The organism is Catenovulum sediminis, assembly GCF_007289895.1.
Classification (GTDB): domain Bacteria; phylum Pseudomonadota; class Gammaproteobacteria; order Enterobacterales; family Alteromonadaceae; genus Catenovulum; species Catenovulum sediminis.
In genome coordinates this window covers 1,834,381-1,849,310 of the sequence record NZ_CP041660.1, presented here as the reverse complement: position 1 = coordinate 1,849,310, position 14,930 = coordinate 1,834,381, and the positions used below count along the sequence as shown (strand labels likewise).

The window sequence follows — 14,930 nt, the reverse complement described above, 5'->3', positions numbered from 1 at the left end:
CTTATATAAATCAACGGCCAATGTGATTATTTTTCATACAGAAGTTAAGTTAGGGCAATACCTTGTTAAATGCATTTTTATTAACAAAACAAAGTTATGACAGTCCTCAGCAAGGAGCTGTTATTCATTATTGGTTAACCAGTGAAACAGGCACCATTGAAATAATATTTAACCAACAACAACCTTTCTTTTTTGTTAGCCAGCAAAATTTAACAACAACCGAAGAGATATTGGCTCGCAAAGGTATTCAGGTTAAGCCTAAATTACTGGCACATAAAAACTTTAAACTAGAGCTCATGGCTGTCCTTTATTTCGACTCTATAAAAGCGCATCAAAGAGCCTGTAGGATATTAACAGATCAACAAGTAGAGTGTTTTGAGGCAGATATTCGATTGCACGACAGGTATTTACTAGAAAGAAAGCTATATGCATCAGTGCAGATATCAGAAACAGAAGCAGAAATAGAAACAGAGCGACAGCAAGAAAGATCCACCCTATACAACCCCAAATTAAAACCCGGCACTTACCGCCCGCGGCTCAGTTTCATCTCATTAGATATTGAATGTTCAATGCAAGGCGAGTTATTTTCTGTTGCCTTACAAAATGATCACACTGCCATTGTCATCATGATTGGCGATCCGCAGCCAACAATCGCTCTCGACTATCAACTCGTTTGGGTAACGGATGAAAAGGCTTTATTATTAACCCTCTCTGCGACGATACAACAACTCGACCCAGACGTAATTATTGGCTGGAACGTGGTTAATTTTGATTTTCGCTTATTATTGCAGCGAGCCCAAAAGCACAATATCTATTTTGCGCTAGGACGAGATGGCAAAACCGCCCGCTGGCGAGAACCGGATGCAGACAAACAGCAGGGTTATATCAGTATTGCCGGACGAGTCGTCATTGACGGGATTGATGCACTGAAAACAGCGACTTATCACTTTGATAGCTTTAGCCTAGAAAATGTTGCTCAGCAGTTATTAAACAAGGGGAAGAAAACACAGGATGTCGACAACCGAGCAGAGCAGATAGAAAGAGATTTTCACTTCAATAAGTTGGCATTAGCGACTTACAATTTGCAAGACTGCATTCTGGTTAGCGAAATTTTTGCGCATACCAACTTATTAGACTTTCTTATTTTGCGTAGCCAACTTACCGGTCTAGATTTAGATAAAACCGGCGGTTCAGTCGCAGCTTTCAGCAATCAGTATTTACCCAAATTACACAAGGCTGGATACATAGCCCCTAACCTCCCCAAAGATGGCGGGCTCGCCAGCCCTGGCGGATATGTGATGGATTCGAAACCGGGTTTATATAAAAATGTCTTGGTGCTGGATTTTAAAAGTCTCTACCCTTCTATAATCCGAACTTTTAAGATAGATCCGGTAGGTCTAATCGAAGGATTACAAACGAAAGAAAATGCAAAAGAAAATGCAAAAGAAAATGCTAAAGAAAATGCAATTGAAGGGTTTAAAGGCGCGTATTTTTCACGTACCACACACTTTTTACCTGAGATAATTAAACAGCTTTGGCAACAAAGAGATCAAGCCAAAAAAGATAAAGATCAAGCTCGCTCGCAAGCGATCAAAATCATCATGAACTCTTTTTATGGCGTATTAGGCTCAGGCGGCTGTCGTTTTTATGACACTCGCTTGGCGAGCTCAATTACTTTGCGTGGCCATCAAATCATGCAACAAACAGCGCAGTGGATAAGACAAGCCGGCTACCAAGTTATATACGGAGATACAGATTCAACATTTGTTTGGCTGAGTGACGATATGGCAGCTGAGCAAGCACAATCCATAGGCTTCACTTTACAAACGCTCATCAACCTGAAATGGACACACTATTTAACTGAACATTACCAACTGGAAAACCATCTCGAAATCGAATTTGAGACCCTATACAGCGAATTTTTAATGCCTAGAATTCGTGGTTCTGAAACAGGTAGTAAGAAAAGGTATGCTGGCTATGCACTTAGAAATGGCAAAAAAGAACTGGTCTTTAAAGGATTAGAAACAGTTCGCAGTGACTGGACTGCATTAGCAAGAGAGTTTCAAACACAGCTATACGAAATTGTCTTTAATGAAAAAAATCCGCGTCCATTCATTATAGAGTTTGTCAAACAAACGCAAAACGGTGAGCGCGACCATCAACTGGTTTATAAAAAAAGACTGCGTCGTAAATTAAAAGATTATCAAAAAAATATCCCACCTCAAGTCCGCGCCGCAAGGCTAGCTGATGCGATAAATCAGCAACAAGGCAAAAGTTTAAAGTACCAAAACCGCGCGTGGATACATTATGTTATGACGCAAGCCGGGCCGGAACCAATAGAATATCAATCACATAAAATCGACTACCAACATTATGTCGACAAACAATTAAAACCGATAGCAGACGGCATCCTGCCTTTTATCGGCTTAAGTTTTGACGAAATAAATTCCCCTCAACTGAATTTGTTTTAATAAAATAGCTTTCAGAATTCGACTATACTTTGACGCAAGTTAAAAAGGAACACACGGACCGATAGCCATGATCGCAAAAAAAATCATCTACCTGAGCGGCTTAGTTTTAAGCCTACAAGTGAATGCGCAAACGCTACCTAAGCAAAAGCTTGCTGTTACTTTTGAACATCAGCAGAACCTTTTTAACTCAGCTGAAAAATATCAGGCGATTAGTGAGCAAAATATAAATTTAGAATATCAAGTTGCGCAGCATTGGCAACTTTCTCCGGCGCAGCGCACACACATATCACTAAGTGGCCAGTTACAAAAATATCAGGAATTCACATTTTTAGACAAAAAAACATTGCAGCTAGCAGCTTGGTACGCGTGGCAAAACGACTTTCATTATTTGTCACCCTTTTATCTAGTGGCTGTGAAATTGGCGAAAAATGAGTTAGAAGACGAAGCCAGAAATTCACAACAATTGCAACTAACTGCACTTTACCAACAACGCATTAATGACAGATTAAAAATACAGACTGGCTTAAGTCATCAGATCACTGATGCACACAACAAAGTATTTGAACGCCGCATTTCACAGTTTTTTAGCCACCTAAAATATGTACCCAACTCAAAAATATTATATCGTCTGGGTTTGCAAATCGGATGGGGAAAACTTGGCAGCAGCAAATATAAGAATTACTGCCAGTACCCGGCACACGAAAGCTTATATCAGAACAATGCGACCTATTGGTACGATACACAACTAAACTATTATGATAAAAAGGATAATTGTAAAACTTGGTATAGCTATCAGTTTGACGGACGTTTTACAGCACTAACGGCGGCGACTGAATTACAAATACATGAATCGTTAAGCGCTGCCATTCAATACAAAAAGCAATGGACCCGAGTGGTCAATTCCAGCATTAGCTACCAACAACAACAATTAACCGCAGAGCTTAATTATCGCTTTTGAACAACGCTAAAAAAATGCTAAAAAAACGCGAAAAAGAAAACGCTAGAAGATTGCGAGATAACATTTTTGTATCATTGCATTCGAATTCATAACATATTTTTCAGCTAAACAAGCTAGACTGAACCATACTGAATAAATTCAGCAATTTGCATGAGAATCAACAATGACACAAATGAAACAAAAGCCCTTTTTAAACTTTTGGCAAATATGGAATATGTGTTTCGGCTTCTTAGGGATTCAAATCGGTTTTGCGTTACAAAATGCAAATACCAGCCGAATATTTCAAACTTTAGGTGCCGACTATAACAACCTACCCATTTTATGGTTGGCAGCCCCGATAACCGGCTTAATTGTACAGCCTATAATCGGTCACATGAGTGACAAAACCTGGGGCAAATTAGGCCGACGACGCCCATATTTTTTATATGGTGCATTGTTAGCTTCTGCGGCATTGATAATCATGCCAAATTCACCGACCCTTTGGTTTGCGGCCAGTATGCTGTGGATAATGGACGCTTCAATCAATATTTCAATGGAGCCTTTCCGCGCATTTGTCGGTGATATGTTACCGCAAAAACAACGGCCGAAAGGCTATGGTATGCAAACCTTTTTTATTGGGGTTGGTGCCGTATCTGCTTCTATGTTGCCATGGATGATGACCAATTGGTTTGAAGTGAGTAATGTAGCGCCTGCTGGAGAAATCCCAGACAGTGTTAAATACGCGTTTTACGTAGGGGGGATTTCTTACTTTGCAGCCGTACTTTGGACAGTGATATCAACCAAAGAATATAGCCCAGAAGAAATAGAAGCGTTTGAAGCCTACGAACGCCATTTAAAAGGCATCAAAAAAGGCGAAGACCATATTATCGCCGACAGACCCGTTAACAAATTTGTTGCACACGGCATTTTGTGGTTTTTAGCAGGTGCAATATTAACCGCGTTTTTTATCGGTTTCCAGCTCGATAAACAACTTTATATTTTGTCGGGTGGTTGTATTGTATTTGCCTGCATCCAATGGACAGTTGCTTTATTAAAATCGAAAAACCGCATTAATAACGGCTTTGTTGAAGTCGTCGAAGACTTGTTTGCAATGCCTAACGCCATGCGCCAACTCGCTGTCGTACAATTTTTCTCTTGGTTTGCGCTGTTTGCCATGTGGATTTATGGTACAGCCGCTGTTACTGAATATCACTATGGTAGCAATGATCCAACCTCGCTCGCATTTGCAGAAGGGGCTGATTGGTGGGGTGTATTGTCTGGTGCTTACAATGGTTTTGCCGCACTCGCAGCGCTTGTGATCCCGATAATAGTCGCGAAAGTGGGACAAAAGCTGGCGCATATGATCAACCTTTGGATAGGTGCTCTTGGCTTCCTTTCATTTTTAGTTATCAAAGATCCGGCATTATTATTATTATCAACGGTCGGCATTGGTTTTGCGTGGGCCTCTATACTTTCACTGCCGTACAGCATGTTATCGAATGTCTTACCATCAAATAAGCTCGGTATTTACATGGGGATCTTTAATTTCTTTATCGTGTTACCGCAAATACTGGCAGCGGCAGTACTTGGTTTTATCATTAGCAATTTATTGGGTGGTGAAGCGATATATGGTTTTGCCGTAGCGGGTATCAGTTGGTTTATTGCCGGGTTCTCAGTATTATTGGTTAAATTACCAGAAGAAGACTGATAAAGAATCTTTTTACTTAACCTGATATGTGTAAACGCCGTCCCAATCCTCTGCGGGCGGCGTTATCTGATAAAACTGAATACGCAGCCGGTAGAGTTGATACAATTCATCCGACAGGATCGTTTGCCGATACATCTCATCCAATAATTTTTTTGCTTCCAACCACTGTTGTGTGCGATACAGGTCTAAAAACCGAGCAAACTTAGTCAGCGCACCTTGCACAGCTTCTTCATGAGGATAAAAAGCCAGTTGATAAAGAGAAATCGCTTTCTGCTTACCTTTTACTCTAACTCTATCTATTTCCCGCAGCATATAAACACTAGACTGCACTTGTTGGTAGGTATTTTCACTTAACAAAATGGGTGAATCATAGACCTTAGTTAAGCCCTCCAAGCGTGAAGCTAAGTTCACCTCATCGCCCATCACTGTGTAGGCCATTCTAAATTCAGATCCCATATTGCCAACATGCATTTCACCACTATTAATACCAATACCCACGGCAAGTTGAGGCCAGCCTTTTTGTACAAATTCTTTATTTAATTTAACAAGCGCAAGTTGCATTTCTACACTCGCATTTAACGCATCAATGGCGTGATTAGCGTTATCAACCGGCGCGCCCCAAAAAGCCATGATGGCATCACCAATGTATTTATCAATCGTCCCGTTATGCTGATGAATAATTTGAGTCATGGTGGTCAGATAGCGATTGATCAACTCAGACAATTCAACTGCATTTAAGCCTTCGGATATGCGGGTAAAATCGCGAATATCTGAAAACATCACAGTTAAGGTTTTCTGCTGTCCAACAAGTTGAAAGCGATCGGGCGACTTTGCCATATCACTGACCAGAGCTGGCGGCACATACTGTCCAAACCGACGAACGATCGAATGTTTTTTACGGAATTCAAATAACAAAGTGGTGGCAATCACAAACGCGCCCGTAAAAACGAACTGCGCAATGGCTAGTGCGTTCGGCAATATCCAACCCATTTCCCACCCATATTGAGTGAGAGCCAATGCGGTTATAATGCCCCCAATCCAAACGGTCAATTGCCATCTTGGGTCTTTCACCAAGATTAATAAAATCACAGCAATAACTGAAACAACCAAAGCCCCCAACTGATAACTCATAATATTTTGAGGTTGGTATTTCAGATTGTCCGATAATATCCCCTGAACAATATTAGCGTGCACCTCTACACCAGGAAACAAACTGCCGAATGGTGTGGTTCTTAAGTCTAATAAACCCGCGCTATCTGTCCCTAACAAAACGACTTTATCCCGCAGTGCTTCTACCAATATTTGATTTTCAAAAACATCAAACACGGAATAATAATTAAAATGAAAAGCAGCGCCGAGGTAGGGCACATACACAGCGCCTTCTGAATCCAACTTCAGCTGTTTTTGCGCTAATAAGATTTGCTCAGGAATCAATGCACCACCGATGTTTTTTAAAACCAAATCAACCTTTTGGGCGCCAATTGCCAAACGCGCCATTTCTAATGCTAATGAGGGGTAAACATGCCCCCGAAAAGATTGCACTAAAGGAACACGGCGAAAAACCCCATCATCATCCAACAGTGGGTTGTCAAAAAAGCCGGCGCCACTCGCGTTTTGATGCATCGCAGCTAAGTTAGCAATATAAGATTGTGCTTGAATTAAATCACTGGCCTGTTGCCTGTCTTGTGGCAAGGTCAGCAGTGGTAAAGGAAGTTGATTAACATTCGGTTCAACATCTGAGTTAAAAACCATCCCTAAAGCAACTGAGTGAGACTGAATACTTTGAGCAAATAAAGCATCAAAATCTAGCTGGGGTTTAAGGCTTTGATAAGCTTTCTGAAAAAGCGCATTTTGATGTAGTTCGGTGGCCGCTAGAAGATCTAACACTTCAACAGCTGTCGTGTCGGATGGCTCAGCAAAAACCATATCAAAACCCAAGGTTTTTATCTGATAATGATTAAATAAGTGCTCAACCAATTGCGCGAGAATATCGCGTCGCCATGGCCACTGACCGTACGCTGCTAAACTTTTTTCATCAATATTAACAATGACGACATCCAGCGTTTCGGCAGATGTACTAAAAGGCGATAATTGAATTTGAAAATCATAAAAAGTACGTTGCAAGTCATCCAGTATTGGAATTTTTAGCACAGACAACTGATGCAACAAACAACCACCCGCGACTATAAGAATCATCAATATCGCGGAAAGATAACGCATCGCTAACTCAATTTAATAATCTATTGATGGGACTGAATAATCATTTAATGACGAAAACGGTGTTTTGCGCCCTAACAAGGCTTCTATCAACATAATTTCTTCATCTTCATGATTTTTCATCGGAGCCGGTTCTATTAACTGGCCGAGTTTCCCCGTTGCATAGACATAACGCGGAGAGTCATGGTGAACGGTTTCGATACGTTCAACACTTTTCGGGTCATTTACTGCCATTAAATCTACTTTACCGTAGCAGGTGCAGACATAACTTCGTGATAATTCTGATTCGGCATAGACCGCTGTGCCACGAATACCAATCGTCGCAGTCGTTGTAGAAGTCGTATGCTTTTCATTTGCAGCACGTTCGCCAAATACCGACATTAACTGCCCTTTAACGAGTTGCGCGCCCGTTTCAAGGCTTTGCTTGTCCGCTGATAAAATTAACTCACTGTTTTTTCTTAAAATATGTGCATCTTTACCCACTACAAAAATAATTTCACTATCTCCGTTGGTTTCAATTAATGCATTTTGGGTAATTTTGCTGTTTTCAGTTGCGAGTTCACCATTGACCCGCACCCGCCCTTTTATTCTAAAAATAGATTGATCGGCTGGCAGTTTTTGTGGAACTTTCCCCAGAGCTTGCACTAAAGCGGGAAAAACAGAAGCGGATGTTGCTAAGCTAATACCGGAGAGAGTTAACATATGTCGAATAAAACGGCGTCTATCACATCCTTGAAAAATTGGCTGGCTCACTGATTGCTCCTTAATTTCATTTTATTGTGTTTGTGGGAAGCTGGATAAAAGTCAGTTTCAACTATCGATTAATAGTAGACCATAAAACACAACAATAAATTTCAGCAGCGCAACTTTGCTCATAATACATACAAAAGTCAAGCACCCATCTAACAAAACGACAGATAGGTGTGATTTAGGTATTATCAAAGCACGCGTTTTACACAACACACAAAAAATCGATTAGTCGATACACAATTTTACTTCAGTGCCTTCGCCTGCTTCACTGACAACTTCTAGTTTCCAGCCTAACTGCCAAACGATGCGCTGCACGATAGACATTCCGAGTCCAACACCATCTGGCTGTAAACTATAAAATGCCTGATTAATATTATTGATTTCGCTTGCCGGAATACCAAAGCCTGTATCTTGCACTGACAAACAAGCGTCTTTAAAGTGCACCCTAACTTGCCCCGTATGGGTATATTGAAACGCATTTCTTAATAAATTGCTTAATACAATTTCCAACAATGTGCGATTTGCCTGACATTGCGCATGCTTATCTAGTTCATTAATAATGGCAACGTCTTTACTGGCTAACAAATAACTCAGTTTATCAATCACTTGCTCGACCAAAGGAAATAACGGAATGATTTCAGTTTGATGTTGATCTGGGTTGTTTTTAGCCAACAATAAAAATGTGTTGATAAGCTGCGTCATTTCACTGGTGGCCCTGTGCATCCGTCCCGCCAGTTTTGCTTGGGTCTCATCCAACTGGGTATTTTGCAATAAGTCCAGCGCCATCGTCAGGCTGGTCGTGGGCGTGCGTAATTCATGGCTCACTTCACGCGAAAAGCGTTTTTCGTTATCGACATATTCGCCAATGCGCTTCATTAACGTACTTAATGTATTCGCCAAAGAACCCACTTCATCTGGGAAAAATTGCCCGTAAATACGTTTAGGCAAACGTTGAGGGTCTACTTTTTCAACTTGTTTAGCCAAATTCGTCAGCGGTTTTAATACGCTGCGCGTTAATCCCATACTTAACAGCACGGCCAACAAGGTGATCAATATTGCCAGCGGAACCAATATCAACAAAACAAATTTATCTGCATTAAAAGTACTGGGATCGCTACCGCTGTCAAAACCACTGATATCGTATATCACATATAGTTTCTGTTGCTGCCAAGGACTCACCACAACCTGTAATTCCGCTTGCTCAGCGCTCCCCTCAAAATCATAAACTATATAATTATCGGGATACGCAGTTTTATGAGAAATACCAAGCAAATCTTCAAACCGATAAGGCGGTTTAGCATACGGGTGAATTGCCTGACCATATTCTTGGGTTAAAAACTGCACAATTTGAAACTCACTACCAACTAAACTACGTCGGTTTACTGAATCTAGAGGGATCTGCTGAGTTGTTTGTGCATGACGGCTAATTTCAAGTGCGTACCAATTAAACAACCTGTCATCTGTGACATCAAAAATAAACCAAGCAAAAAATGAATAACCTATCGAACTGACTAACGCTAAAGTGGCAAATGCCAAAACAATGCGCACTCTTAAACTTTTTAAATAGGCTTTTATTCGCATAAACGAAAACCTCGTTTCGCGACCGTTTGAAGTAAAGCTCTAGTAAAAGGTTTATCTATTTTTTGCCGTAAATTATATAAATGGCTGCGTAATGCATCGGAATCTGGCGCCATGTCTTGCCAAATTTCGCTTTCAAGTTGCTGTCGGCTAACTAGGTTTGGTGAAGCTTGTGCCAAACACAATAAAATTTGATATAAGATCGGCGACAACTCTATAATTTGTCCACCACGCTGAACCAAACATTGTTTGCTATCTATCTGTAAATCAGCAATTTTAATCAAGGCTTGTCGGTTGTGAACGCAACGCTTTAACAGCGCCTTAACCCGCGCCAGCAACTCGGCCAGTTGAAACGGTTTAACTAAATAATCATCCCCACCGGCATCAAAGCCAGCGAGTTTATCTTCTAAACTATCTCTTGCCGTTAAAAACAAAATAGGCGTCGTATCCTGCGGATTTTTACGCAATAACTCGCACAGTTTCAACCCATCCATTCCCGGCAATCCGATATCAAAAATATATAAATCGTACGCATTTTTGCTGGCCAGATGAGAAGCGGTTAAACCATCCCCGGCAAAATCAACGACAAATCCGTGTAAAGTCAAAAAATCGCCGATGCTCTCGGCGATATCTCGCTGATCTTCCACGACTAACACTGTTGCCACCCAGTTACTCCTTGATTGAAATAAAGCTTAATTGGAAGCTTAATTAAAAGCGTATTGAAACACCTAAACCGGGAAACATTTCATCCGGAAATTCATAATCAGGCGTAGCTTCGCTGTAATCGGCATTCCATTCATCTTCCTGTATGCGCTGATGACCGAACAGATTTAAAATATCGAGATAAAAATTGACCTCATGATTGGCAATTTTTGTGTGATAATCAAGCCGAATATCCATTCGATGCCCTGCGTCCCTGCGCTGGCCATTAAATTCACCATAAACAGGCTGGTAAAATAACGGCGCTTGAGACTCATCAGGTTGACCATTTTCAGTTGGATAAACAGGGTCTGCAGACAACACTTGCGTGTAACGCCGGCCACTTTGGTAAGACCATTTCACGCCCAAATGCCAATGCTCATTAAACTGATATTTGGCCACTAAATTCGCAATCCAAGGTATATCAAATTCATACTCAAAAGACCTGCCCGTTGTCGAGTTTTTTCTTTGGGTATTGGCATAAGCCAGGGTAAACCAACCATACCAATTATCCTGCAGCGCTTTGTTAATCATTAACTCAGCGCCCCAAGCGGTTCCTTCTGCATTATTAATAAATTTGGCGGTTTGAGTATCGGCATCATTTGAAAATTCTTGGTTTTGCGCCGCTGGATTAGCCATAATTAAATTGTCTAACTGCTTATAATACACATCTATTTTCCAATTCCACGCATTCGCAAGTTTTTGCTCAAAACTCGCGCCAAAAATATTCGCAGTGCTTAACTCAAGATCAGGGTTGCCAAACACAGGGCTTAAATAGTTTAAATTACGAAACCACTGGTGGTATTGCCCGGCAGACAAACCAATATGGCTACCTTCGGAAAGTGAATAACGGGCAAATAACCTTGGTTCGATAAACGACTCTGACGTAAAGTCATTGTAACTGACCACCGCGCCCAAAGTTGTTTGCCAGCTATTTGAATGTTGCACTTTAATATCGGTGAAAACAGAGGCAAAATTAACATCGACTTCAGTTAAGTCTTCTACAATGGGACTAAATGAACTGGGTAAACAGGTCTCAAACTCACTATTACAAGCCTGTAAACGGCTTTTATTGTGTTGCCTGATAGATTGTTGTTTAAGCTCACCGCCCCAACTCAGTTGATGCTCTGAAAACGGCGTCACTGTAATTGATTTAAACAATAACTCTTCAACATCCGACTGGCTTTGTTCAACCACGCCTGAGCCAATATACAAACTTTTTTCCAAGTAGTTTACAGCAGCTGTCGTTTCACCAAGTTCAGACATATTTAACCAAATTAAACCCAAGTTATTATAGTCACTGGCATAACCTTCACCGCTTGCCAAGTCAGGGTTGCGCGCGACTTCTTTCGCGCCGGGTTTAAACGCCTGACGTACTTTATCTTCTGCGCCGGTTGCAACCAACTTCAAGCTATTATCATAATTGATGTCCCACACTAACTTGGCCTGATAATCGTGATTTCTAGGGGTTGAGAGAAAGTAAACTCTTCATCTTCGATGATATCATCAACAAAGTTATGCACTAACGACTCTCGATAAGAAAGGTAAAACCCCGCATTATTGGCCAATGGTGATTCAAAGAGTACACCAGAGCGGATCATACTGAGATCTAACACCAACTGACGTTCTTCAAACGACGGATCACGAAGCTGAGTTTCAATCACTCCGCCTATTGCATCATTGTAGCGACCAGACCAACCTGAAGTTTTTAACTCAAAACCTGACATGAGTTCTGGATTTATAGTGCTCAAACTATCCTGATGAAATACATAGCCGACAGGTAAAAAGTCACTCAGATACTGGTTATCTAGCGGTGAACTCCCACGAATAGCTGGCTGTGCAACCGGCCCTCCGCTTGAAGGTGTAGCCAACACAACACCTGGCAGCGCATCAATCGCCTTCAACGGATCGCCCAACCCACCCGGCATAGTCACAATTTGTTTAGAAGTCAGCATAATGCCTTGGGGGCGAGTCGCAACAACTTCTATTTCTTCAATATTTTGTTGCTGTATTTCAGCCGTCTGAGTTTGACTCCCTTGCGCCATGGTACTCATCGCGCCACTGGCCGCATAACAAACAGCGATAGATAATATGGATAATTTCATTGTTCAGTCCTTGCTTGCTTATGTTTATTAAATCTAGAGCAATTTTCGCCAATTGGCATTCAAGGCTGTGACAAATTAACGTGAAATCTATGTGAAAATACCTATTCCTTTATGTCATACACCAAAATCTTATCTAATGCTGGTTTGACGGTTTGTGCAACCAAGGTTTGATGTGCCGGATGAACTAAAAATTCAGCTAAATCAGCCTGCGAAGCAAACTCAAATATAATGCCGATATCATAACTATCGTCAACAATCGAACGCTCACTGCTTAATGCATAACCCGCACTCACATGTTTAACCATGGATAAAGATTTAAGCGCAATAGATTCTTCAATTATCTTTGATTTGGTTGCTTGCGGCGTTTCAACCTTTAACCACAAAAATACCACATGCTGGATATCAGCTTTGGCTTGTAGCGAAAACATGAAAACCAGCGCCAAACATCCAGCTTTTTTCAATAATCCCAACACAGTCATTTCCTTTTTCCGTTATCAGTCAACTTTGATTTCACCATCGATTTTCTTAGATGTTCGTATGGCCATATATTTATGCGGTCATATATTTTATTGTCATACATGGTCATATACAGTAGACAACGGTGTATTCATTTTACATTATTTGCATTTTACGCAGCTTTTGATAATCATGCTGCAATAAAATAAAACATCCATTTTTAGGGCGTGTTTATCTTTGTTTATAATTTGAGCTGAGAGAAAAAATGGTCTTAGGCAAGGCAGAAATAATGAAGTTTAGTCATCTAAATAAGTTATTTCTAACGCTGCATAAGACCATTTTGGCCTCAGCCCGAAGGGCAATGGCTATTTTAACCCTTAACGGCATTAGAATTCGTTTATTTAGAATCACTAAACCCCACTCATTCTGCTTTGTTAATGATTAAAATAGCCTATTGCTCAAAAATAATACAAAGATTCACACGCCCTAGATATTGCGCAGATAAACCATGACCCAACTCATCTCCATTCAGCAGCTAAAACACAAGCACCTAAACATCCAAAGCTGGCATATAGAGGCTAATCAAAGCTGGTGCATTCTGGGTAAAAATGGTTCTGGAAAACAATATCTAGATCAATTATTAGACAATAGGTTAGAACATTTTCAGGCGCAACAACGCAAACTGCCAAGCCCAGATAAAGTGCGTTTAATCTCTTTTGAGAAGCAACAAGCCGTCTACGAGCATGAATTAAAAATTGATGAAAGTGATATAACCAATGAAGTGGATTTTGGCACGCCAGCTAAAAACTTTTTACCGGCGGATAAATTAAACCACCCTCTGGTGACCACACTCGGCTTGCAGGATAAATTAAACACGGGCTATCGCCAACTCAGTACCGGAGAGGGCCGAAAGTTATTAATCTTACAAGCTATCTTTGCGGGCATCGAACTGCTGGTTTGTGACAACCCTTTTGACAGTTTGGATGTTGAATCCTGTGAAGCTTTAAACCAAGCATTATTGCAAATAAAACAGCACGGCATTAGTGTTTTACTGCTGTTAAGTAACCGCACGGATATCCCCGCATGGTGTGACAAAATTGCGTTGCTTGAACGTGGAAATTTATTGCCATTAGGAGACTATCAAACAGCTCATAATCTGCTAAAACAATTTATGGCATTTGAACAAGCAGACCATACCGACTGGCCTGAAAAGCTAAGAAAAGAAAGTAATGATTTACATACCGAATTAGCCAAATTAAATAAAGTCACGGTAAAGTATGATGACAACCTTATTCTGCACAATATTGACTTAACCATCAAACCTTTACAGCACACTTTAATCACCGGCAAAAACGGCTGTGGAAAATCCACCTTAATGCATCTGATAACCGGCGATTGCCCACAGTGTTTTAGCAATGAGGTAACTGTTTTTGGCTACCGGCGTGGGCGCGGTGAAACCATATGGGACATTAAAAAAAACCTTGGCATTGTCAGCTCAGAGTTACATCGTAATTATCGCGTGCGCTGCAACGCGTTAACGGTTGTCGCATCCGGTTTTTATGATTCAATTGGTTTATATAAACAGCCCTCTCAAACCCAGCTTAAAATCGCCAAACAATGGTTAAACAAAGTGGGTTTAGCAATGCATGCCAATACCCTGTTTCAACAATTGAGTTATGGCGAACAAAGACTCCTTTTAATTACCAGAGCTTTGGTCAAAGCGCCCTTATTGCTGATGCTAGATGAACCCACACAGGGGTTGGATGAAATCAACCGCCAACTGGTGTTAAGTTTTTTACAGCATTTGCAAAACCAACAACACAGTACCATTGTCTTGGTCAGCCACAGAAGCGACGAACACTTGCCATTATTTAAACAACATATTCAGTTATAAAGCGGCTAACTTTATTTGGCGCGGATAATGCGACAGATAATGCAACGGATAATGCAATTTGCTATTATCCGCGCATTATCCCAGCCTGTTAAACGGGCGTGTTTTAACGATTGAC

11 protein-coding genes are annotated in these 14,930 nt (G+C 40.9%); 4 read left to right on the top strand and 7 right to left on the bottom strand.

The features are described 5' to 3' along the window. Positions 1-62 precede the first annotated feature (62 nt). From FNT16_RS07510 to FNT16_RS07500, 3 genes are all read left to right on the top strand, one after another. Positions 63-2,471 carry a DNA polymerase II gene (locus FNT16_RS07510; protein ID WP_143871009.1) on the top strand — a complete coding sequence of 803 codons (2,409 nt, stop codon included), beginning with the start codon at positions 63-65 and terminating at the stop codon, positions 2,469-2,471. A 67-nt stretch (positions 2,472-2,538) separates the two neighbouring features. Continuing rightward, complete coding sequence (locus FNT16_RS07505; protein ID WP_143871008.1) at positions 2,539-3,429, top strand: hypothetical protein; 891 nt, start codon at positions 2,539-2,541, stop codon at positions 3,427-3,429. Between the two features lie 163 nt (positions 3,430-3,592). Beyond that, complete coding sequence (locus FNT16_RS07500) at positions 3,593-5,116, top strand: MFS transporter (RefSeq protein ID WP_143871007.1); 1,524 nt, start codon at positions 3,593-3,595, stop codon at positions 5,114-5,116. 12 nt (positions 5,117-5,128) lie between these two features. Here the strand turns inward: FNT16_RS07500 and FNT16_RS07495 are convergent, their stop codons facing one another. The 7 genes from FNT16_RS07495 to FNT16_RS07465 form a co-directional block, all read right to left on the bottom strand. Beyond that, complete coding sequence (locus FNT16_RS07495; RefSeq protein WP_143871006.1) at positions 5,129-7,336, bottom strand: CHASE2 domain-containing protein; 2,208 nt, start codon at positions 7,334-7,336, stop codon at positions 5,129-5,131. A 12-nt stretch (positions 7,337-7,348) separates the two neighbouring features. Beyond that, complete coding sequence (locus tag FNT16_RS07490) at positions 7,349-8,086, bottom strand: FecR family protein (RefSeq protein WP_143871005.1); 738 nt, start codon at positions 8,084-8,086, stop codon at positions 7,349-7,351. A 222-nt stretch (positions 8,087-8,308) separates the two neighbouring features. Next, entirely contained in the window at positions 8,309-9,664 is a 1,356-nt protein-coding gene (locus FNT16_RS07485; protein ID WP_143871004.1) for a sensor histidine kinase, read from the bottom strand. After that, positions 9,655-10,326, bottom strand: a complete 672-nt coding sequence (locus FNT16_RS07480) for a response regulator transcription factor (protein WP_143871003.1) — start codon at positions 10,324-10,326, stop codon at positions 9,655-9,657. Before FNT16_RS07480 ends, FNT16_RS07485 begins: the two co-directional genes overlap by 10 nt. 43 nt (positions 10,327-10,369) lie before the next feature. Then, complete coding sequence (locus tag FNT16_RS07475) at positions 10,370-11,797, bottom strand: TonB-dependent receptor plug domain-containing protein (protein WP_143871002.1); 1,428 nt, start codon at positions 11,795-11,797, stop codon at positions 10,370-10,372. Then, on the bottom strand, positions 11,797-12,465 hold the full coding sequence (locus FNT16_RS07470; RefSeq protein WP_143871001.1) for a TonB-dependent receptor: 669 nt from the start codon (positions 12,463-12,465) through the stop codon (positions 11,797-11,799). The genes FNT16_RS07475 and FNT16_RS07470 overlap by 1 nt, the downstream gene beginning before the upstream one ends. 101 nt (positions 12,466-12,566) lie before the next feature. Then, a complete protein-coding gene (locus FNT16_RS07465) occupies positions 12,567-12,944 on the bottom strand; it encodes a Dabb family protein (RefSeq protein WP_143871000.1) in 378 nt (125 codons plus the stop codon). 485 nt (positions 12,945-13,429) lie between these two features. Here FNT16_RS07465 and FNT16_RS07460 point away from each other — a divergent pair, with 485 nt between their 5' ends. Next, positions 13,430-14,815: an ATP-binding cassette domain-containing protein gene (locus FNT16_RS07460; protein WP_143870999.1), complete on the top strand. Its 1,386-nt coding sequence runs from the start codon at positions 13,430-13,432 to the stop codon at positions 14,813-14,815. Positions 14,816-14,930 lie beyond the last annotated feature (115 nt).